Annotated in this window: 22 protein-coding genes; 7 read left to right on the top strand and 15 right to left on the bottom strand. The window is 67.8% G+C overall.

What is annotated here, in order from left to right; all coding sequences use genetic code 11:
* Window positions 1-2: 2 nt before the first annotated feature.
* Entirely contained in the window at window positions 3-863 is an 861-nt protein-coding gene (locus V8686_RS06940; protein WP_379703238.1) for a COX15/CtaA family protein, read from the bottom strand.
* A 368-nt stretch (window positions 864-1,231) separates the two neighbouring features.
* Here V8686_RS06940 and V8686_RS06945 point away from each other — a divergent pair, with 368 nt between their 5' ends.
* Entirely contained in the window at window positions 1,232-3,490 is a 2,259-nt protein-coding gene (locus V8686_RS06945) for an NADP-dependent malic enzyme (protein WP_379703239.1), read from the top strand.
* A gap of 266 nt (window positions 3,491-3,756) precedes the next feature.
* On the opposite strand, the gene V8686_RS06950 is transcribed toward V8686_RS06945, so the two are convergent.
* Window positions 3,757-4,401: a ribonuclease H family protein gene (locus tag V8686_RS06950; RefSeq protein ID WP_379703240.1), complete on the bottom strand. Its 645-nt coding sequence runs from the start codon at window positions 4,399-4,401 to the stop codon at window positions 3,757-3,759.
* 84 nt (window positions 4,402-4,485) lie between these two features.
* Between V8686_RS06950 and V8686_RS06955 the strand changes: the two genes are divergently transcribed.
* Entirely contained in the window at window positions 4,486-5,019 is a 534-nt protein-coding gene (locus tag V8686_RS06955; RefSeq protein ID WP_379703241.1) for a CBS domain-containing protein, read from the top strand.
* Window positions 5,020-5,045: 26 nt separating this feature from the next.
* Window positions 5,046-5,984: a DMT family transporter gene (locus V8686_RS06960; protein ID WP_379703242.1), complete on the top strand. Its 939-nt coding sequence runs from the start codon at window positions 5,046-5,048 to the stop codon at window positions 5,982-5,984.
* Here V8686_RS06960 and cmk read toward each other — a convergent pair.
* A complete protein-coding gene (gene cmk / locus V8686_RS06965) occupies window positions 5,981-6,670 on the bottom strand; it encodes a (d)CMP kinase (RefSeq protein WP_379703243.1) in 690 nt (229 codons plus the stop codon). The two genes, V8686_RS06960 and cmk, sit on opposite strands and share 4 nt — an antisense overlap.
* Before the next feature lie 266 nt (window positions 6,671-6,936).
* Between cmk and V8686_RS06970 the strand changes: the two genes are divergently transcribed.
* Together V8686_RS06970 and V8686_RS06975 are read left to right on the top strand one after the other, a co-directional pair.
* Window positions 6,937-7,197 (top strand): hypothetical protein, encoded by a 261-nt coding sequence (locus V8686_RS06970; RefSeq protein WP_379703244.1) that lies wholly within the window; start codon window positions 6,937-6,939, stop codon window positions 7,195-7,197.
* Between the two features lie 73 nt (window positions 7,198-7,270).
* Window positions 7,271-7,456: a hypothetical protein gene (locus tag V8686_RS06975; protein ID WP_379703245.1), complete on the top strand. Its 186-nt coding sequence runs from the start codon at window positions 7,271-7,273 to the stop codon at window positions 7,454-7,456.
* A gap of 49 nt (window positions 7,457-7,505) precedes the next feature.
* On the opposite strand, the gene V8686_RS06980 is transcribed toward V8686_RS06975, so the two are convergent.
* Window positions 7,506-7,856: a 2Fe-2S iron-sulfur cluster-binding protein gene (locus V8686_RS06980; protein WP_379703246.1), complete on the bottom strand. Its 351-nt coding sequence runs from the start codon at window positions 7,854-7,856 to the stop codon at window positions 7,506-7,508.
* Window positions 7,853-9,316 (bottom strand): DASH family cryptochrome, encoded by a 1,464-nt coding sequence (locus V8686_RS06985; protein ID WP_379703247.1) that lies wholly within the window; start codon window positions 9,314-9,316, stop codon window positions 7,853-7,855. The genes V8686_RS06980 and V8686_RS06985 overlap by 4 nt, the downstream gene beginning before the upstream one ends.
* Window positions 9,317-9,424: 108 nt before the next feature.
* On the opposite strand from V8686_RS06985, the gene V8686_RS06990 reads away from it, so the two are divergent.
* The gene (locus V8686_RS06990; protein WP_379703248.1) at window positions 9,425-9,577 is read left to right on the top strand and encodes a C2H2-type zinc finger protein; all 153 of its coding nucleotides are present in this window, start codon (window positions 9,425-9,427) and stop codon (window positions 9,575-9,577) included.
* A 17-nt stretch (window positions 9,578-9,594) separates the two neighbouring features.
* Here the strand turns inward: V8686_RS06990 and rtcA are convergent, their stop codons facing one another.
* From rtcA to V8686_RS07005, 3 genes are all read right to left on the bottom strand, one after another.
* Window positions 9,595-10,623, bottom strand: a complete 1,029-nt coding sequence (rtcA, locus tag V8686_RS06995; RefSeq protein ID WP_379703249.1) for an RNA 3'-terminal phosphate cyclase — start codon at window positions 10,621-10,623, stop codon at window positions 9,595-9,597.
* 148 nt (window positions 10,624-10,771) lie between these two features.
* Window positions 10,772-11,398 (bottom strand): metal-dependent hydrolase, encoded by a 627-nt coding sequence (locus V8686_RS07000; protein WP_379703250.1) that lies wholly within the window; start codon window positions 11,396-11,398, stop codon window positions 10,772-10,774.
* A 42-nt stretch (window positions 11,399-11,440) separates the two neighbouring features.
* Window positions 11,441-12,214 (bottom strand): 2-keto-4-pentenoate hydratase, encoded by a 774-nt coding sequence (locus tag V8686_RS07005; RefSeq protein ID WP_379703251.1) that lies wholly within the window; start codon window positions 12,212-12,214, stop codon window positions 11,441-11,443.
* 130 nt (window positions 12,215-12,344) lie between these two features.
* Here V8686_RS07005 and V8686_RS07010 point away from each other — a divergent pair, with 130 nt between their 5' ends.
* On the top strand, window positions 12,345-13,052 hold the full coding sequence (locus V8686_RS07010) for a helix-turn-helix domain-containing protein (RefSeq protein WP_379703252.1): 708 nt from the start codon (window positions 12,345-12,347) through the stop codon (window positions 13,050-13,052).
* Here the strand turns inward: V8686_RS07010 and hmgB are convergent.
* From hmgB to V8686_RS07045, 7 genes are all read right to left on the bottom strand, one after another.
* Window positions 13,049-14,386, bottom strand: coding sequence for a hydroxymethylglutaryl-CoA synthase (gene hmgB, locus V8686_RS07015; protein ID WP_379703253.1), 1,338 nt, complete (start codon window positions 14,384-14,386; stop codon window positions 13,049-13,051). The two genes, V8686_RS07010 and hmgB, sit on opposite strands and share 4 nt — an antisense overlap.
* Before the next feature lie 116 nt (window positions 14,387-14,502).
* Window positions 14,503-14,772 carry a hypothetical protein gene (locus tag V8686_RS07020; protein ID WP_379703254.1) on the bottom strand — a complete coding sequence of 90 codons (270 nt, stop codon included), beginning with the start codon at window positions 14,770-14,772 and terminating at the stop codon, window positions 14,503-14,505.
* Between the two features lie 45 nt (window positions 14,773-14,817).
* Window positions 14,818-15,477: a DUF7289 family protein gene (locus V8686_RS07025; protein ID WP_379703255.1), complete on the bottom strand. Its 660-nt coding sequence runs from the start codon at window positions 15,475-15,477 to the stop codon at window positions 14,818-14,820.
* A gap of 91 nt (window positions 15,478-15,568) precedes the next feature.
* Window positions 15,569-17,287 carry an Ig-like domain-containing protein gene (locus tag V8686_RS07030; RefSeq protein ID WP_379703256.1) on the bottom strand — a complete coding sequence of 573 codons (1,719 nt, stop codon included), beginning with the start codon at window positions 17,285-17,287 and terminating at the stop codon, window positions 15,569-15,571.
* 58 nt (window positions 17,288-17,345) lie between these two features.
* Complete coding sequence (locus V8686_RS07035) at window positions 17,346-17,930, bottom strand: DUF2150 family protein (protein ID WP_379703257.1); 585 nt, start codon at window positions 17,928-17,930, stop codon at window positions 17,346-17,348.
* Window positions 17,931-18,050: 120 nt separating this feature from the next.
* Complete coding sequence (locus tag V8686_RS07040) at window positions 18,051-18,911, bottom strand: TatD family hydrolase (RefSeq protein ID WP_379703258.1); 861 nt, start codon at window positions 18,909-18,911, stop codon at window positions 18,051-18,053.
* A gap of 73 nt (window positions 18,912-18,984) precedes the next feature.
* Window positions 18,985-19,446 carry an NYN domain-containing protein gene (locus V8686_RS07045; RefSeq protein ID WP_379703259.1) on the bottom strand — a complete coding sequence of 154 codons (462 nt, stop codon included), beginning with the start codon at window positions 19,444-19,446 and terminating at the stop codon, window positions 18,985-18,987.
* Window positions 19,447-19,537: the final 91 nt, after the last annotated feature.

Consider the following 19,537-nt stretch of genomic DNA (forward strand, 5'->3'; position numbering starts at 1 on the left):
GGTCAGTCGATACTGGACGCGAGCCCGGGCCGGTCGTTGCGACGTGCCCGCCGGGCGAGCAACGTCGCGGCGAGAACGGCGGTGCCGGCGAGGAGGAAGAAGGCGGCGTTGACGAGGCGAACGGTCGGCGTATAAAAGACCAGGTCGCGGCCGAGTAACATCCCCGCGAACAGCGGTGCGATGGCGCTCCCCGTGACGTAGCGCAGGTGGGAGACGGCAGTGTCGGCGAGCCAGCGGGTCGCGGCGAGAAGCGCGGCGAGGGCGACCAGCGAGGCGCCGTAGAACAGCGCCTGTGCGGCCGGCGAGTAGGGGACCGTGGTGAAGACCCGGCTGACGAAGACGCTCGCGACGATGGCGGCGAGGGCGACGCCCAGCGCCGTCCGAACCCGGGAGGGTGCGGGTCCGCGTTCGGTCCACACCGAGAGCGTCGTCCAGACGAGCAGCGAGAAGATGGAGAGAGCGACGACGAGGTGGGCACCCTGCGTCGGCGCCGAGTACCCCTCGGGCAGCAGTCCGTTGAGGGTGACGGTCACGGCGCCGATGCTGATCTGGAGCGGCAGGAGACCGACGGCGAGTGTCGCCGCGAGGCGCGTCCGTCGGTCGGGGCGGCGCCACGACCAGAGCGCCGTTCCGAGGATGAACCACCCGGTCACCATCGCGACGAGGCGGTGGAACCACTCGATGAAACTGGGAATCGTCTGCGGAAGCAACCCGTTGTCACAGAGCGGCCACTGCGCCGAGCAGGCCAGTCCCGACCCGGTCGCGGCGGTGTAGACACCGAGCATGACGAGCGAGAGCGTCAGCCCCGTCGTGAACGCCGCGAACCGCGGGAAGGTGATCGCCTCTCGAATAGAACGGCTCATGCGCGCGTCTCGGGACCACGCGTACTTAGACCTGTCCGACCGTGCCCGCGGACTGGGAACGCTTCCACTTCGAGGGCCGGACGGCGAGACGAACGACCGTCGCGCCGGCGGGGAACTGTCCACCGAATGGACGGACCGTTGTAACGGGCTACCGACCGTCGGCGGCGACGACCGGTTTGATTTCCAACATCCGTGGTGACCGTCGGAACGGTCGTCCGGCACGATCCGTCTCCCGTCGGGCCCGTCACCGATGCCGTCCGTGACGGGCGCTCCACGAACACCGGGTGACGGTCGAACCGACGATCGACGAATGTTACGATCGACATCTCACGGGTAGATTTTTATCTACACCCAATGTGGTCGCGGTTATGGGACTCGACGACGACGCCAGGGAGTATCACCGACAGGATCCTCCCGGAAAGATCGAGATTTCGACGACGAAGCCGACGAACACACAGCGGGATCTGAGCCTCGCGTACTCTCCCGGCGTGGCGGCGCCGTGTTCGGACATCCACGAGGATCCCGACCTCGCCTACGAGTACACCTCGAAGGGCAACCTCGTCGGCGTCATCTCCAACGGCTCGGCCGTCCTCGGTCTCGGGGACATCGGTGCGCAGGCGTCGAAACCCGTCATGGAGGGCAAGGGCGTCCTCTTCAAGCGGTTCGCGGACATCGACGTGTTCGACATCGAACTCGACTTCGACGACCCGGCTGACATAATCAAGTCGACCCGAGCGATGGAACCGACGTTCGGCGGCATCAATCTGGAAGATATCAAGGCGCCCGACTGCTTCGAAATCGAAGAGCGCCTCCGCGAGGAGATGTCCATCCCGGTCTTCCACGACGACCAGCACGGAACCGCCATCATCACCGGCGCCGGCCTCGTCAACGCCGCGGATATCGTCGACAAGGACCTCGAGGACCTCTCCGTAACCATCTCCGGAGCCGGGGCAAGCGCCATCGCCACCGCCGACTTCTACGTCTCGCTCGGCGTCCGGCGCGAGAACGTCACGATGTGTGACTCCTCGGGGATCATCACGACCGACCGCGCCGAGGCCGGCGACGTCAACGAGTACAAGGCGCGGTTCGCCAGTGACCGCCCCGCCGGCGACCTGGCCGACGCCATGGTCGACGCGGACGTCTTCGTCGGCCTCTCGGTCGGCGGCATCGTCAGCCCGGAGATGGTGCGGTCGATGGCCGACGACCCGATCATCTTCGCCATGGCCAACCCCGAACCGGAGATCGACTACTACGACGCCAAGGAGGCCCGTGACGACACCGTCGTCGTCGGGACCGGTCGATCCGACTTCCCGAACCAGGTCAACAACGTCCTCGGGTTCCCCTTCATCTTCCGTGGGTCCCTCGACGTGCGCGCGACCGAGATCAACGAGGAGATGAAGATCGCGGCCGCCCGCGCCCTCGCCGACCTCGCTCGCAAGGACGTGCCCGACTCCGTCGTGAAGGCTTACGGCGATCAGCCGCTCCAGTTCGGTCCCGAGTACATCCTCCCCAAGCCGGTCGACCCACGCGTGATGTTCGAGGTGGCGCCCGCCGTGGCGCAGGCGGCCATCGAGAGCGGTGCGGCCCGGAAGTCCATCGACCTCAGCACCTATCGCGAGGAACTCGAAGCCCGTCTCGGGAAGTCCCGCGAGATGATGCGGGTCGTCCTCAACAAGGCCAAAACCGACCCCAAGCGCGTCGTCCTCGCCGAAGGGACCGACGAGAAGATGATCCGTGCTGCCTACCAGATCACCGAACAGGGGATCGCCAACCCGATTCTCATCGGGAACCGCGAGGAAATCTGGACGGCGATGGACGACCTCGGTCTCGACTTCGATCCGGAAATCGTCGATCCCACCGACGACGAACTCGACGCCTACGCGGAGCGCCTGTACGAACTCCGCAAGCGCAAGGGGGTCACCCGTCGCGAGGCGAACGAACTCATCCGTGACGGCAACTACCTCGGGAGCGTGATGGTGGAAGTCGGCGACGCCGACGCGATGCTCACCGGCCTGATGCACCACTACCCCTCGGCCCTGCGCCCGCCACTACAGGTCATCGGGACGGCCGAGGACGCCGAGTACGCGGCCGGTGTCTACATGCTCACCTTCAAGAATCGGGTTATCTTCGTCGCCGACGCGACGGTGAACCAGGATCCGGGTGCCGCGGAACTCGCCGAAATCGGACGACACACGGGCGAACTCGCCCGCCGGTTCAACGTCGAACCTCGCGCCGCTATGCTCTCGTACTCCAACTTCGGCAGCGTCAACAATCAGGGAACGCGCAAGCCCCGACGGGCCGCCGAGATGCTGCGGACCGACCCCGAAGTGGACTTCCCGGTCGACGGCGAGATGCAGGCCGACACCGCCGTCGTCGAGGATATCCTCAACGGTACCTACGACTTCGCGGAACTGGAGGATCCGGCGAACGTGTTGATCTTTCCGAACCTGGAAGCCGGCAACATCGGCTACAAACTCCTCCAGCGACTCGGCGGCGCCGACGCTATCGGCCCGATGCTGGTCGGGATGGACAAGCCGGTCCACGTCCTCCAGCGCGGCGACGAAGTGAAAGATATCGTCAACCTGGCTGGCGTCGCCGTCGTCGACGCCCAGGAACGCGGCAAGTAGCGCGGGCCGGCGGAGGGCACGCCCCGCCGCGTTCCACTTGTCGACTCCCCCGTCGGCCGAACGCGAGCGTGACCGGACTCGCGCGCCCTGGTCGATCTGTCACCCTCGCCTCGGACTCCCCTCGGTGGCCTCGTCGCCGACGTCGCGGCCGGCGAACGGCTCCGAACCTCGATCACCGACGGGTCCCGGCGGGTAGCCGCGCTAGGACTGCTGGCGCCCGTCGGCCCGGAACTCGCTGGCGGCGGGTAACGCCGTTCGGTCGCCGCTCAGTCGCCCGTCCGTCTCTCGGCCCGGGACGGCGGCGGAATCTCCGTCGTGGCGTCGGCCCGTCCCCGCGGCGCCCGTCCGTTGGCGCCCGGGATCACACAGCGGTCCTTCTGCCGGTTGACGTGAGCGTACTGGCCGGGTGCGTTGGCGAGGGGGTGGGCGGGGTTGACCCGGCTGTCGATGCGGGCCGCCCGGAGTTCGTCGAAGTCGGCGATTCGGGCACGGATGCCCCGCCAGTGATACTCGCTGTGCGGTGGCACGTCGACCGGGTGGGCCGGCTTCCAATCGGGATGATCGGCCGCGAGGGTGGCGTGGTTGACGTTCGCCGCCAGGTCGTCGTGATCGACGAGGACGCCCACTCGCGACTCGGACGGGGCGCGAGCGGCGAGAACGTCGAGTCCGAGGTGGAGTGCCCGATACTCGGCGACGTTGTTGTCGGGCGGCGTGTCGGCGAGCGAGAGTCGTGCCACGCGCTGTCCGTCGTGTGTCTCGATGACCGCCCCAAGTCCCCCACCGTCGGCTCGGTAGGAGCCGTCCGTGGCGACGTAGAAGTGTCGGTGGTGTGTGCGCGGCGGATGCGCGATATGGGGCGTGGGCGAGTCGTCGAACAGGTCCCTGAGCGTCGACCGGCCGTGAACGGCCATACGAACCCTTTGCGGTCGGGTGACTTAAACGTACGGCGCGAGCGACCCGCAAAACCTACCCGCCCGTCCGCCGTCGCTCCGGACATGTCCCTGACAGCCCGGTCGCTGATGCAGACCGACGTGGAGACGGTCGCCCCCGACGACGAGGTGAGCGAGGTGCTCGGCCGCCTGGCTCGCGTCGACTTCAACGGCTTTCCCGTCGTCGAGGACGACGAGGAACGACCGTCTTCGGCCGGTGACGGCCACGTCGTCGGCATCGTCACCCAACACGACCTCGTCCACCTGTTCCAAACCGAGGACCGAACCCTGTGGATCCCCATCGGCCTCCCACCGTTCACCGAGACGCTCACCTACGCCATCGACGTGTCGTGGGACGACCTCGACCTCGGGATCGACCTCGCGAAACACGCCGGCCGACCGATCAGCGAGGTGATGACGACGGACGTGGTGACGGTCACGCCCGACACCGACCTCGATACGATCCTCGACTTGTTGGCCGACGACGAACGCGACATCAACCGCCTCCCGGTCGTCGAGGACGACCGGCTCGTCGGCATCGTCGCCCGGCAGGACGTACTGCGGGCGATCCGCGACCAGCGGGTCGAATCGAAACGTTGAGTGGGGTGTCGGGCCGATAGCGGCCCGTGTCCCGCTACCGAAATCTCGTCCTCTTCCTCACCCTCGCGGCGGTCTGGGGGTCCGCGTTCATGGCCATCAAGGCCGGTCTCGACTACTTCCCCCCCGTCCTCTTCGCGGCGGTTCGCTACGACGTCGCCGGCGTCCTCATGTTCGGCTACGCCGTCTGGGTCGTCGACGACCCCATCCCCCGCGGCCGTGGCGAGTGGGCACTGATCGCCGTCGGATCGACGCTCCTGATCGCCGGCTACCACGTCCTGCTCTTCCTCGGCGAATCCGACCCCGCGGTGACCAGCGCGGCCGCCGCCGTTATCGTCAGCCTCAGTCCCGTGTTGACGACGGGTTTCGCCCGCGCTTTCCTCCCATCCGAACGGCTGACGCCCGTCGGTATCGTCGGCCTCTGTTGTGGCCTGCTCGGCGTCGTCGTCCTCGCCCGTCCCGAACCCGGGGCGTTGCTGACGGGCGGGGTCGTCGCGAAACTCCTCGTGTTCGGCGCTGCAGCCGCGTTCGCCCTCGGATCGGTACTCACGCGGCGGATCGACGCCTCGCTACCCATCGAGACGATGGAGGCGTGGTCGATGGTCGGCGGCGCCCTCCTGATGCACGCCGTCTCCGTCGCCCTCGGTGAGTCGGTCGCCGACGTGACTCTCACGCCGAGGGCGATTCTCGCGCTCGCCTACCTCTCACTCGCGGCGAGCGCGCTGGGCTTTCTCATCTACTTCGACCTGCTGGACCGACTGGGTGCCATCGAGATCAACCTCGTCTCTTACGTCGCGCCGGTGTTCGCGGCGCTCGCGGGGTGGCTCTTCCTCGACGAGGGGCTCTCCGTCGCGACGACACTCGGGTTCGCGTTGATCTTTCTCGGGTTCCTGCTGGTCAAACGTCGGACGATCCGCGGGGAACTCCCGCGCCTCCGCGCCGCCATCCGTGGTCGCGGCGGCGACTAAATATCCACGTCGCGAGTGGTGAAGGCACCCTCGTCCGCTTCGGGATCGTACCCCTCGACGGCCGTGAGTACCATCTCGAGAACGGTGTCGGCGTCCCACCGCGCGGTGTTGATCGAGAGGTCGTAGAAGGATTGGTCCTCCACGTCGATACCGTAGTAGCTCTCGTAGCGCCCGGCCTCGCTCACTTCCCGGACGCGCAACAGCGGACCGATCGCATCCTCGTCGTCGAGTTGTTCGAGGCGCACGTCCTCGGACGCGCGCTCGTCGGGGCGCTCGATTTCGTAACTCACCTCGTAGTCGCTGAGCCGTTCGATACGGACCTCCTCGGGCGCGTCGAGCCAGACTCGAAGGTCGGCACGGTTGCCGGCCAGCCACCCCGCGAGCCGCGATTCGAGGACGAACGCCTTGTTCGCCGCGCCCCACTGCTCGGCGATGCGGCGCAGTCGCTGATCGAGCGCCCGGTCGATTTCGTCGTCCTCCTCGGCTTTCGCGATGAGTTGCTGGACCGACAGCCCCCGATCCTCGGCGAGGTCACGGAAGATGTCGCCGCCGATGACGTAGCCGCAGTCGAGGGCCTCGGCGAGACCCTCGGTGAGCGTCGTCGCACCACACCCCGGTGGGCCGGAGACGGTGATGAACAGGTTGCTGTCGACTTGCCGCTCTGTGGTGGCGCTCGGGTTCGACATGAACGTTCGTCCGAACCTACGCGTCACCGTCGTTAAGAGAACACCGGTTCGGAACCGGCCGTGCGCCCGACACTCGGCGCATTTTGATTCATAATATTATATATGAATAAAAGAGTCAAAAGGGGGGATGAAATTTTAGCTCCGGTCTCGGCCGTTCGTGAACTGGCCGCGACGGTGGGCGGCGACGATGAAATTCCCCGAAACGACGTCAACGCTCGCGGGGGTATATGATGTCCGCGACTCATTGATCCATCGAGGTGTCCCCGATGTCGAACTCGTCCCCCACCGCGCCCATCGACCGATTGCCCCGCCTGCACGAACTCGTCGACTCGTGGCCGCTGCGACGGAGCCTGGAAGTCGTCGCCGCCCCCCTCCGCTTCATCGCCTTCTGGGCCGCCGTGGCACTGCCCTTCCTCTATCTCCCCTTGCTCGCTGGCGGCCTCGAAGGCCAGCAGCTGACGGTCTTCGTCGGTCTGTTGCTCGCGAACGTCGCCGCGCTCGTTCTGGGCCACGAACACGGCCGCTGATCGTGGGCTCGACGGCCCGCCACCGAGACGGAAAGCGTAATCAATTATGTGACTGGGGGCCAAGCGGTGTCGTATGTTCGGCCTGACGCAGCGTGGACTGATCGGGATCGTCCTGATGATCGTTGGAACGGTTGCCTTCTACCCGCCCGTCTTCCCGGGTACGACGTCGACTATCGATCTACTCGGCGTCGCCGCGGCGGCGCTGTTGACCATCGGGACCTATCTCGTCGGCACCGACGTCGAGGGACGCCCCGTCTGAGCGGCGCTCCCGTCGTATCGACACTCGTTCGCCCTTCTCGACCCGCGGGTCACGGGAGGCCGTCCGCTCCCGTCCGGCGACCCCAGATCACTTTCTCCGGAATCCGGACCCGCAGGTCCGACTCCAGACGGATCCGACAGGAGAGTCTCGGGTAGCCCCACCGCGACGCCAGGCCGTCGTGCCAGTGTGTCGGCTCCGGGACGTCTCCCTCGATCCGGACGCCACACGTGGCACACAGCCCCCGCCCGCCGCAGTTCAGCCGCTCGGTGAGGCGCGTGTACGGCGACTGCCCGGCGTCGAGGAGGACGTCCCGGAGCGTCGCACCCGCGGGCGCGGTCAACAGACGCTCCTCCCCGTCGGCCTCGACGCTGACGTACACCACGTCACAGCGGTCGTTCATGCGTCCGTGAGGTCGATCATCGGTCGCGGGTAGTCGACGGCCAGTTCGACCCCGTAGGTCGCCCGTTCCTCGGGGGAGAGTCGCCACGGTTCGTGAGCGGCCGTCGGGGGGAGGCCGTCGAGTTCGGGAAGCCACGTGGTCACGTAGTCCGCGTCCGGGTCGTACCGCTTCGCCTGCCCGAGGACGTCGAACGACCGGTTCCGCGAGTCGTTGCCGACGCCGGCGATGTACGCCCAGTTGCCGTAGTTCGACGCGGGTTCGTAGTCGACGAGTCGCGTCTCGAAGTAGGCCGCGCCCTTCCGCCAGTCGATCCGGAGGTCGTTCGCCAGGAAGGAGGCGGCGTTCTGTCGCCCCCGATTCGACATGTAGCCCGTCGCGTTCAGTTCCCGCATGTTGGCGTCGACGAACGGAATCCCCGTTCGGCCCCGTTTCCACCGCTCGAACGCCGCCGGATCGTCCACCCAGTCGATGTCGCGTCGACGGATACCGCCCTTCGTGAACGCCGTCGCCCCGTGTTTGGCGAACTGGAACTGGAAGAAGTCCCGCCAGCGGAGTTCGAACCGGAGCCAGTACGTCGAATCGTTGGCGACGCGGCGGTCCTCGTAGCGGTCGACCGCTTCGTTCACTCGTCGCGGCGAGAGGCAGCCCTCGTTCAGCCACGGCGAGAGTTTCGAGGAGAAATTCGGGCCCAACAGGCCGTTTCGGGTCCCCTTGTACGTCCGCAGCGAATCGGTTTCCCAGACGTACTCCTCGACTCGCTCCAGTCCCGACGTCTCACCCCCCTCGAAGTCGAGGACCGCCCGGTCGTCGAGCGGTTCCGCGTCGATGCCGAGGTCGGCGGCCGTCGGTATCGTCCCCGGATCGACCGCCGGCCGCGCCGGGAGGGCGGGGACGGGGTGCGGGTCCCGAACCGTCGCGTCGGATTCGACGCGCTTGCGGAAGGGAGTGTAGGTATCCGCGACGTCGGCCACGTCGACGGGCAGGTCGTCGGGATGATACAGGGTGTGTCCCCAGTGGCGAACGAGCGGGGGTCCACCGGCTTCGCCGGCGATTCGAGGGGTCTCCGGCCCCCCGCCAAGGGCGTCCTCGACCCACGCCTCCACCGCGCGCTCCTCGGGCGTCGGTCGGGTGTGGACGTGGACGGCGTCGGCGTCGACGCGGTCGACCAGGTCCGGGAGCACCACCTCCGGTTCCCCCGTCCGCACGACGAGGTCACTCCCCCGTGACCGGAGCCGAGCGCGCAGGTCCGCCAGGGCCTCGATCCGGAAGGTCGTCCGCCGGGCGCCGGTCTTCTCGAACCTAAAGGAGTCCGAGCCACCGAAGTCGGCGACGCCGTACTGACGCGGGTCGACGACGTACACCGGAAGGAGTCGGTCCGCGGCCGTGGCCGCGACGAGGGCCGGGTTGTCGTGGAGTCTGAGGTCACGTCGGAGCCACAGGAGGGCGGTCTCTGGGGCCATCGCCACCCGTAACGGCCACAGTCACATCAAAGCGCGGGCGGCGACGACCCGAACGCCGTCGCTGGCGTCGGAGTCACGACTATATCCTTGGCTGAGCTACCGTTCCACATGAGTGGGGGAGCAACGCCGGACGAGGATCGGCCGTTCGCGTGTGATCAGTGTGACGAACGGTTCGAGACGCGCGAGGAACTGAACGATCACGTGTGGGAGTACCACGAGATGGACGGCGACGTCACGACGGAGGTCACCGACGAGTCCTGAGGGGCCGCCCTCGGCGGTCACTTCCGCGACGGTGGGACCGACGCCGCGAGCGTGAGCGTGCCGTCGACTCCCCGGTCGAGGTGGCAGTCGCTGCCGAACCGGGCGACCAGATCCAGATTCGTCCGCACGTGGTCGGTCCGGGCCGGGATACGTACGCGCCCGCCGGCGAGGGCGAGAAACGGCACCACCTGGTCGGCCATGTACGCGTCGACCGACGCGCCGGTCGCGTGGAACGCGGTGAACTCCCGGACGGCACCCTCGGCGACCGCTTCGGACGTCCGTCCCCGTTCGCCGAGGGCGTCGACCCCGACCAGCGTGTCCTCGTAGACGCCGCGGAGCAGGAGCGACGACCCGGTCGACCGCGCCGGGACGTACTCGACGCCTCGTATCTCGGTCGGGAACTCCGCGTCCTCGAGTTCCGCGTCCGCGTGTTCGGCCTGCCGGTCCGCGACGTCGCGGTCGGCGAGATCCTCGCTGGCCTTCGAGTAGATCTCGACCCGTTCCAGGGCCCCCCGCGTGTCCAGTTCGACCGGCGACGGCGACGACGGGTACGTCCGCAACGTGGCTTCGCCGCCGCCGGCCGGGTAGAACCCGGTTCGCTCCAGACCGATGTCGGCGCTCACCCCCCAGTCGGCCAGCAACGGTCGCTTCACCAGCTGGTGGTACTCGACCGTCGGCGCCCACTTCACGTTCGTCCCCCCGGTTGCGGTCAGTTCGACGGGCCGGTCGGCGACCGCTCCGATCGGGAGGACGGTGTCGAACAGTAAGGTGACGCTGCCGGCCGTGCCGATGTCCGCCCGCAGCGACGTGCGACGAGCGTCCCCGGGACGAAAGGTCAGCGCGTCGGAGCCCAGTTCGGCGCCCGTGACCTCGGCGTCACAGAGTTCCGAGACGACGTCCACCGCGGTGAGATGCTGGGCTTTCAGCCCCGGCGTCGGACGGGAACCCCGGATGTCTTCGATGCGAAACGGGATGTCGAAGACGGTGGCGAGGCTCAGCGCGGTCCGGAGGAGCTGTCCACCGCCGTCGGCGCCGTCGATCGTCATCACGGTTTCTGACTCCGTCCCTCCCGGTTCGTGACCCGGGCACCTGTAAGTGGAGGTCGAATCGTCGAGTCCCGGCATCGGGCGTGGTCGGGGAGCGATCCGACCGCGGTCCCAGATCCGGGCGGCGTGTGAGCGACCACGCCGGACGCTACGGCGTCCGCCGTTCGTCCCGGAACCGCGCGCCGAGGGTGAAGACGCCGAGGACGATAACGAGCAACTGGAACCCCGACCGGACGACCGGGAAGATCCGCTCGACGTTCTCCGGCTCCGCCCCCGGCGACGGATCGACGCCCGTCCAGTAGTGGGTGTTCTCGGTCGTCCGCTTGGGGTCGGCCGTCAGGTCGACGAACGTCTGGACGACCCCGCGCTGGTTCGACAGCAGGAGTTCCCCGTCGACGGTCAGGAACCGGTCGTAGAGCGGGTAGAAGGCGTTCACGCCGTTGGTCATCAGATCGGGAAGGATGCCGCCGACGAGCAACGCCGCGAGGGCAACCCACGCCACCCTGACCCCGCGATCCCCCCAGCGGTCGTGGAGTCGCGACCGTCCGCGGAGCCGAGTGTCGTAGGTGAGGGCCACCCCCGTGACTGCGGGCAGTACGAGCGTGTGCAACAGCGCCCGGTGGGCGCCCTGCACGGCTAGCCCGACGAACGTGTCCAGATCCGGCACTGCGGTGGCGGCGAGGACGACGGCGACGGCTCGCCGGTCGAACTCGTCGCCCAACAGCGCGGCGGCGACGGTGCCGCCGATAGCGAGATGGACGACCGTCGAGGGCATAGGTAGCCCCTCGCCCCTCACCGGCTTGAATCTCTCGCCCGGTTACGGCCGCGAGACGGTCACGCTCCCGAGCGATGCGAACCGTGCCTCGACGGTGTCACCCGGTTCGAGGGGGACGAGCGGCGTGAGCGACCCCGTGGAGACGAGGTCACCCGCTGCCAGTCGCTCGCCACGCTCGGCGAGCGCCTCGGCCAGCCACGCGACGACCCGTGACGGCCCGCCGAGGACGTCGGCGCCGACGCCCGTCGCCACGCGCTCCCCGTTCCGCCGGACTTCGACGCCTTCGAGCGTCAGGTCGACCGCCGACGCGTCGGCAATTCGGTCGCCGTGGACCACCCGCGCCGCGAGGGCGTTGTCGGCGACGGCGCTCCCGGCGTCGAGTTCCCAGCCACGAATCCGCGAGTCGACCACCTCGACGACGGGGACCACCGCCCCCGTCGCCGCGAGGGCGTCGACGGGTGTCACCGGCGGGTCGAGCGGGGCGTCGAGTCGGACGGCGAGTTCCGGTTCGACCTTCGGGTCGATCAGATCGTCGTCCAGTCGCCCCTCCGACCGGACCGTGTTCGCGAGGACGCGTCCGTAGGCGGGTTCCTCGACGCCGAGTTCCTCCCGAATCGCCGCCGACGTGAAGCCCACCTTGTAGCCGACCGGTGGTCCCTCGGCGTCGCGGCGGTCGATCAACGCCTCCTGAATCGCGTAGCCGTCGGCGACCGTCAGCGATTCGGGGAGCGGGTCGATTCCTTCGCCAGTCCGGTAGGCTTCGTACAGCCGGTCCCCGAGTCGGGTGACCGTCGCGGCGTCGATAGTCCGTGGCATCGACCCACCCTGCGCGCCGGACGGGCAAAGCTTCGGGGGCGGAGTACGGTGGTTCGTCCTTTCGGTAGCCTTTTGCGCTCACCGCCCGGATTCCGGGTATGGTTTGGTCCCTCGGAGAGTGGGGCGACCGATGAGCGACGACCCACGTGACGACCTCGCCAGACGGATCGCCGGCGAGATCACGCTCAGCTCGAATCCCGGCGCCACGCTCCGGAAGTGGCGTACGGACTTCGACGTCTCACAGACGGAGCTCGCGGAACGGCTGGACGTCTCCTCGTCGGTCATCTCCGACTACGAGAGCGGTCGGCGGGAGAGCCCCGGCATCGGCGTCGTCAGCCGAATCGTCCGCGCGTTGCTCGACATCGACGAGTCCCGCGGCGGCGGCCGCATCCGCCAGTACGCCCGCGTCATCTCCGCGGGCTTCGAGAGCGATATCGTCCACGACCTTCGGGAGTACCCCACCTCGATCCCACTGGAGCGGTTCTACGAGGCGATGGAGGCGACCGAGGTGATCCCCGGCGACCACGACCACGTCAGCGGGCACACGGTCATCAACAGCATCGAAGCGATCACCCGTCTCCCGAGCGAGGAGTTCTACCGGCTGTACGGCCAGAGCACGAACCGCGCGCTCGTCTTCACCGACGTGACCCGTGGGGAATCGCCGCTCGTGGCCCTCCGTGTCGTGAATCCGACGCCGAACGCCGTCGTCCTGCACGGGCTGGAGGCGGAGGATCTCTGGGAACACGCGACGGAACTCGCGAAAATCGACGGATTCGCCCTCGCCGTCTCGAACTGCGACCTCGATTCGGCGCTCGCCAAGATCCGCGAACTGCCCTAGTCGACGTACTCGTACTTTCGCTCGTTCATCCGGCCCCAGCCCGTGAAGACGAACTCGCCGCTCGGGACGGTGAACTCCTCTAACTCCCGCTCTTTCTCGTGGTTGTGGGCGTCGTGGACGCGGCCGTACTCCTCGAAGCTCAGGTCGTAGCGTCGGGAGAGCTGTTCGTCGATGTCGAAGGCTTCGACCTCCTCGCGCCAGCCGTCGACGACCGTCTCGGAGTGAATCTCCGCTTGTGCGCCGGAGCCGTAGGAGCCGAGGAGCAGTTTCTCGCCCGAGAGTGCCCGTCCCGTCTCGGCGGCGGTCTTGAGCGCGCTCGCGCGGGCGACGTGGATCGAACCGGTGTACCAGTTACCGACCTGTCGGGAGAGCGTGAGCGTCGGGTCGATGGCCCGTGCGTACCAGGTGTCGTAGGTGTCCGTCTCTTTCAGCGCGTCCATGTACTCCCGGATGGCGTCCTCGTAGGCGTCCCAGTCCTCGAAGTCGGCTTCGCGGGGCTGCCGACCGATTTCGTCGGCGAGTCCGTCCTCGATTTCCGTATCGCGGGTCATGTGCCGGAAGCCGAGCAGTGCGGCCTTCCGCACCATCCCCGGGAACGGCGTGTGGAAGGGAATGTACGCGTAGTCGTCGGGGTGGGTGCGGCCGGCGACGGACTCGAAGTCCTCCAGTGCCTCGCGCATCCGCGCCAGATACACCTGCACCGACCGCTTGCCGTCCACGCTCGGGAACTGCTGGTTGGGCTTCAGGAAGTCCGTCTCGTCGGCGCTGCCGTAACCCTGGTCGGTCGAGAGTTCGACCACGCTCGGGTCCTCGTCGACGAGCATCGCGACGGCGCCCGCGCCCTGGGTGGCCTCGCCCGGGTCGCCGCGGGCGTAGAGCGCGGTGTCGGTGGCGATGACCAGCGCCGCGCGGCCCCGGTTTCGTCCGGCCTTGATCCAGTTGTACGCGTCGTCGATGCTCTGGGTGCCGGCCACGCACGCGAACTTGCGTTCGCCCTTGTTCGCGTGGTGGAAGTCACCGTCGTAGACGTCCTCCAGACACCCCGCGATGTACGTCGAGACGGGTTTGGAGTTGTCGAACGCGCTCTCGGTCGCCACGTCGATGCGGCCGATGTCGTCCGGCTCCAGTCCCGTCCGGTCCATCAGCCGCTTGGCGGCGTTCGCCCCCATCGTGACGATGTCCTCGTAGGTGTCCGGGAACGACGAGACTTCGAGTCCCAGCCCCTTCGTGTACTTCTCCGGGTTCTCGTCTTTGGCCGGGGCGAACGTCTCGGCCAGGTCGAGCGCGAGCTTCCCCGTCCAGATTTCGATTGCGTCGATGCCGACGGCTGTCATACCCTCCGGTTGCGGGAGCCGCTATATGGGTTTGTCGATGCTGGATACGTCGAACGTCGAATACACGATTCGGGGCGAGTGCCGCCTCGAACGGGCCATCGTGACCGGAGTCACCCTCACAGCCCACCCTGTCCGCCGCGGAATCCGACCGACAGGTCGACGTCCGAGGGCAGGAGAGTGCCGGCCGCACGTTTGCGGACGACCAGCCCCGTGAGGCCGGCGCTCAGGGCGAGGCCGAAGGCCACCATCGCGGCAACGACGCGGGGGCCCGTCGGGCCGGCCAGCAGGACCCAGCCGACGAGGCCGACACCACAGAGCGCGGCGAGGGCGCTGACGGCGAGAAACAGGAGGCCGAGGAGAGCGGTGAGGTGGGTGCGAAGTCCCATGGTTCCGGTGAGTTACGAAGCGCCGAGTGGCGTGTAATGAAGGGATCAGTCGTCGTCCCAAGGCGGTCCATCGTTGTCGTCGTCCCAAGGCGGTCCATCGTCGTCGTTCTCGTCCTCGCCTTCGTCTTCACAGTCCTCTCCGTCCTCGTCGCACTCGTCCGTCGGTGGTTCGGTCGTCGGTGTCGACTCGGGCGTCGAGGGCGACGGCTCGAGTGTCGATTCGCTCTCGCCGGCGACCTCCCCCTCGCTGTCTACCGCTTCGATGTACCCTCCCGTGTCGGCGTTGACCGACTCCCCGCTGGTCGGGGATCGCTCCACCCGGAACAGCACCGTATTCGATGGACGGTGGATCAGTCGAACGGTCACCACGCTGTCTGGGTCGTCGCTTCGAGCGACGCTCCAGATCTCTCCGGGATCGAACGACTCGGCGCCGCCGGAAAGGGTCCCGTCACCCCACGAGAGGGGCGTCTCGCTCCCGTTCACCCGCACTGAGAGCCGGAGGCTCTCGCTCGGGAGCGACCCGCCGCCCTGGTTGCTCAGGGTGATCCCGTCAGTCCGAACCTCGCCGGTGACGTCGACCCGTGGCGTGTCCGTCCCGTCCGTCATCGCTCCTACCGCGTATGCGCCCACGACGCCGACGGAGACCGTCACGAGACCGACCAGGAGGACGGCGCCGACGGCGTCGGACTGGGCACGGTCGGGCATGGGTTCGACGGAAGTGGGCTCCCTGGCGGTATGAGCGTATCGACCGCAGTAGTAATCATACTTCGAATGACGTGTAGTGGGGTCGCCCCGCTCATGCCGCTCGCAGTCGCTGGTAGCCGATTTCGATGAGGACGTAGTCGCCCCCCGAGGAGGCGGTCGTTTCGTATCTGAGATACAGGTTACCGTCGTTACTGATGTAGTCCGTTGCGTCCTGATTGAGCGTGAACGAATCCTCCGCGAGACCGGTGTTCGACCGAGTCTGGCTCTGGTCGAGGCTGAATCGGTCGAGCTCCCGGTTGTCGGCGTCGACGACGACGACGTCGACGCCGTCCGTGTTCCCGTTCTCGAAGAAGTACTGGAGTTCGAGGGTGTACGTGCTCGACGGCGCCACGCCCCGGGTCACCGTCCCGACATCGAACTGGAACTCCAGGCCGGGGTTCCGATACTCGGTCTCTAGCGTCGCCGTCTGACTGTCCGGGCTCTGCATATTCGTGAAGTCCGTCAGATAGCCACGCGCCTCGCCTCGGGGCGGGATCGATCCGTCGCCGCCGTTCCGGTCGTTGAACGCGTCCGGGTAGTACGGCGAGCCGGCCGGCGGCGTCGAATTGCCGGTGTCCGTGCCACTCCCCAGCGGCACCACCGTCACGTTGATTTGCACCGACTCGGGCTCCTCGCCGCTGAAGTCCGGGCGACTGACCGGCGTCTCGAAGGTGAAGTTGATTCCGTCCGTCACGCTCCTGTCGGCGAGTGAGTCCGGCGCGCTGTACTCGTAGATCACCTGTCCTTGCCCGTCCGAGACGGCCGTGGTCGGCCGTACCGATCCGTCGCCGTCGACGGCCGCCTCGACCGGCACACCCGAGACGGGGTTGTTGTAGCCGTCCCGGACTTCCAAGACGATCCGGCGGGTGCCGCCTGCGGTGACGCTGTCGGCGCCGTCGACGACCGTCAGGTACCGCTCGCTCGTGTCGGTGACGTCGGTACCGACTCCGACCTTCGCCATCCGCAGGCGGTAGGTCCGGTTCGGCACGAGGTCGACGGTCAACGTGCCGCCGCTCACCGTCACGCCGCTTTCGTTGCCGTCGATCCGCCCACCGTTCGACTCGTACTGGTCCGCCAGTAGGCGCTCCCACTCGTCTTCCGAGAGGTCCGTCCCGACTTCGATAGCGATGTCGCTACCGTTGACCGCGACGGTCCGGTCGCTCGCGCTGACGGGGGTAGGACTGACCGACACCGCCTGGGTCCCGCTCCGGCCCAGCGAGCCGTTCAGCGCGACGACGTAGAGTCGGTTCCCGTTGAGGAGCCGCTGGTCGGTCACCGCCCGGCTTCCGCCGTCGAACTCGTTGTAGAGGACCGTGTCGTCGTAGACGGTCCGTGGCGCGTTCTGGTAGAGGCTGTAGTCGGGGGTGTACGTCAGCCGCTGGCTCGCGTACGAGTGGTTCGTCCCGTTCCAGTAGTCGGCCGTCTCGTCGTTGACCGCGGTGGCGTTGACGAGCGTCACCTCTCCGCCCGAGTCGGTCGCGAGGCGGCCGCTGGACGGTGGCGGGTTCACCGCGACGATCCGGGTCGGGTAGCGTGTGCCAAGTGGCACCGTCGTCGGGCTGGGGCGCTCGGCCGCCGCCGTCCGCAGGATGCCGTTACGTACGTCCTGTAGACTCCCCCGTACCTGCTGATTGTGGTCGAACTCCACCTCTTCGTTCTGGTCGGGGACGACCGTCGACTGGTAGAGCGCCAATCCGATGACGAGAAATCCAAGCAGAAGAATCGCACCGACCTGGAGGGCGGCGGCTCGTCGGTCGTCCCGGAGTCGCATAGCGAGGGTTCGCCACCGGCGTTCAAAAGGGTGCCGTCCCGATTATCACTCGTCGGTGTTACCCGTCGTCCTCTTCCTCGACGACTTCCGGATCGCTCATCGCGCTCTGGAGGCTGTCCAGTCCGTTGACCCACTCCGAGACCAGGCCGTACTCTAGGTCCTCGACGAGGGCGATGTCGAGTTCGTCGCCGTCGATGATGCGCGTTCCGGCCTGGACGAGGTAGCCGAGTGCGGCGTCCAGATCCTCGTTGGCCTCGGCGTCGGCCGCGGCGTGGACGTACTCCTCGATGGTGCCGTCCTCGGCCGCGCCCGCGGCGATGTACTCCTCGGCGGCGTAGAAGACACAGACGAGGCTCGTCTGGACGCCGTCGACCAGCATCCGCTTCTCCTCGTCTTCCAGGTCCACGTCGTCGAGGACGATGTCACGCACGTCGGTCAGTTCGTCGACGGCCGCCTCCTCGTCGAGGCGGCCGTCCTCGTAGGCGTTGACGATCTTCGCGACCGCGATTGCGGCGTCGTCCTGCAGGTTGAGCAGGAGTCGTGCCGAATCCTCGTTCTCGGGATCGAGGTCTTCCTCGGCTACCCGCCCGATCCAGTTTTGCCAGCGGTCTTCGGTGTAGAACGTGTCCTCCACGTCGGTCATACCTCCACCGAACGTTCGTGGACTCAAAGACCTTTCCGATACTCCCGGCCACGATTCGGTGAATCGGTCCGTCGGACGGTCGAAATTCGGCGGATCGGGGCCACTTGGACTCGGTTCCGATTACGTTCCGTCGGTCAACGTCGCCTCGGTGTCGATCCCGTAGACCTGGGCCGGCGTCTCGACGTGGGCCAGTCGGACGGCATCGTCGTACCCCTCTTCACGGAGCATGCGCACTCGCCGGGGGACCGTTTTCGGTCCCATCACCGCCCCCGGGCGGTCGGGGTCGTCGACGAAGTCCGTCTCCATCAGGAATGGATCGCCGCGTTCGGCTGCCTCGCGGAGCCACTCCTTGCGACACATCACGCTCGGCGTCGGCCCCGCGAGCGTCGGGCCGGCGTAGTGTTTCACGACGCGGTGGGCGGGCAGTCCCCGTTCCTCGGCCCACGACGCGACGTCGGCGAGGTCCTCGCTCGCCTCCGTATGCAGTTGCACGGCACAGTCCAGGTCCGCACCGAGGCCGAGTGCGTGCCGGAGGACGGCGTTCGAAGCGGCCCACACGGCGTCGGTGGTGTCGTAGTGCGGGCGCCCCGACTTGAGCGCGAGGGCGCGCCCGTCGCGGACGTACTCCGCGGCGACGTCGAGTCCCGCCTGCATCAGGTCACGCGCCGCGTCCGGCGAGAACCCGCGGTCGTCGACGAGGCGAGAGATCAGGCCCGGGTGGACGCCGAGGACCGGCCACGCGCGCCCGGGGAGCAGGTCGCTGGCGTCAGCGACGACGTCCAACGTCCGCTCGAACACCGCACGGAAGTCCGCGCACGTCTCCACCTCGACGCCGAGATGCCAGGACGGCTTGTTCACCACTAGCAGGTGCGTGCCGCCGAGTCGACGGAAGTCGCGAACCGCCGAGAGCCCCCGTCCCGCGTCCGGGTCGAGGTGGAGGTGGTCGTCGAGCACCGGCGTGTCGAGATCCGGTTCTGTCACGGTCGGCCGTCGGGGCCGGGGCGGCAAAATTCGGTCGGTTCGCCGGGCGTCCCCTCCCTGCCGACGATTCCTCTCAGACGGTGTCGAGCGTGACGCTCTCGGCGGCCGCGTTGCGCAGGGCGTCCGAGCGGCCGTGCTCGCCGGGGGCGATGGCGAGCGTGCGGAGACCACAGGCGTTCGCCGTCTCGATAGCGGGCTTGAAGTCGATGTCGCGCGAGGCGACGGCGACCACGTCGGCGCGGCCTTCGACGGCAAAGCGAGTGAGGTCCACCGCGAGTTTCACGTCCACGTCGCCGCTGGTGACGACGACTTCGAATCCGCGAGCTTCGGCGGCCTGGATCAGCTTCGGCGTCGCGTGCTCGTCGACGTAGAGGCGGGTCGTGGCCGGCCGCCCGGCCGCGGCCGCCGCCTCGCGCACGTCGTCCAGGTCCACGTCGAACTCGTCGCGGAGGACGTTCGGGCCGTCGACGAACAGTGCCACGCGTGGCTCGTCGTCGCCGGACCGCCCGTCAGCGAACCACCCGAAAGGGTCCATGGCATCCTTACCCCGCTCGCGTGGATATACGTCCCGGTTCTCGCTTCCGCCCGCTGTCGACGCCGTTTTGTGGAGCGGGGTCGGACGGCGA

It is taken from the genome of Haloplanus litoreus, assembly GCF_045690335.1.
Lineage (GTDB): Archaea > Halobacteriota > Halobacteria > Halobacteriales > Haloferacaceae > Haloplanus > Haloplanus litoreus.

Bases quoted from the DNA above. Each gene is read 5' to 3' on its own strand.
- V8686_RS06940 (WP_379703238.1), bottom strand. From the start codon at position 863: ATGAGCCGTTCTATTCGAGAGGCGATCACCTTCCCGCGGTTCGCGGCG.
- V8686_RS06945 (WP_379703239.1), top strand. From the start codon at position 1,232: ATGGGACTCGACGACGACGCCAGGGAGTATCACCGACAGGATCCTCCC.
- V8686_RS06950 (WP_379703240.1), bottom strand. From the start codon at position 4,401: ATGGCCGTTCACGGCCGGTCGACGCTCAGGGACCTGTTCGACGACTCG.
- V8686_RS06955 (WP_379703241.1), top strand. From the start codon at position 4,486: ATGTCCCTGACAGCCCGGTCGCTGATGCAGACCGACGTGGAGACGGTC.
- cmk (WP_379703243.1), bottom strand. From the start codon at position 6,670: ATGTCGAACCCGAGCGCCACCACAGAGCGGCAAGTCGACAGCAACCTG.
- V8686_RS06970 (WP_379703244.1), top strand. From the start codon at position 6,937: ATGTCGAACTCGTCCCCCACCGCGCCCATCGACCGATTGCCCCGCCTG.
- V8686_RS06975 (WP_379703245.1), top strand. From the start codon at position 7,271: ATGTTCGGCCTGACGCAGCGTGGACTGATCGGGATCGTCCTGATGATC.
- V8686_RS06980 (WP_379703246.1), bottom strand. From the start codon at position 7,856: ATGAACGACCGCTGTGACGTGGTGTACGTCAGCGTCGAGGCCGACGGG.
- V8686_RS06985 (WP_379703247.1), bottom strand. From the start codon at position 9,316: ATGGCCCCAGAGACCGCCCTCCTGTGGCTCCGACGTGACCTCAGACTC.
- V8686_RS06990 (WP_379703248.1), top strand. From the start codon at position 9,425: ATGAGTGGGGGAGCAACGCCGGACGAGGATCGGCCGTTCGCGTGTGAT.
- rtcA (WP_379703249.1), bottom strand. From the start codon at position 10,623: ATGACGATCGACGGCGCCGACGGCGGTGGACAGCTCCTCCGGACCGCG.
- V8686_RS07000 (WP_379703250.1), bottom strand. From the start codon at position 11,398: ATGCCCTCGACGGTCGTCCATCTCGCTATCGGCGGCACCGTCGCCGCC.
- V8686_RS07005 (WP_379703251.1), bottom strand. From the start codon at position 12,214: ATGCCACGGACTATCGACGCCGCGACGGTCACCCGACTCGGGGACCGG.
- V8686_RS07010 (WP_379703252.1), top strand. From the start codon at position 12,345: ATGAGCGACGACCCACGTGACGACCTCGCCAGACGGATCGCCGGCGAG.
- hmgB (WP_379703253.1), bottom strand. From the start codon at position 14,386: ATGACAGCCGTCGGCATCGACGCAATCGAAATCTGGACGGGGAAGCTC.
- V8686_RS07020 (WP_379703254.1), bottom strand. From the start codon at position 14,772: ATGGGACTTCGCACCCACCTCACCGCTCTCCTCGGCCTCCTGTTTCTC.
- V8686_RS07025 (WP_379703255.1), bottom strand. From the start codon at position 15,477: ATGCCCGACCGTGCCCAGTCCGACGCCGTCGGCGCCGTCCTCCTGGTC.
- V8686_RS07030 (WP_379703256.1), bottom strand. From the start codon at position 17,287: ATGCGACTCCGGGACGACCGACGAGCCGCCGCCCTCCAGGTCGGTGCG.
- V8686_RS07035 (WP_379703257.1), bottom strand. From the start codon at position 17,930: ATGACCGACGTGGAGGACACGTTCTACACCGAAGACCGCTGGCAAAAC.
- V8686_RS07045 (WP_379703259.1), bottom strand. From the start codon at position 19,446: ATGGACCCTTTCGGGTGGTTCGCTGACGGGCGGTCCGGCGACGACGAG.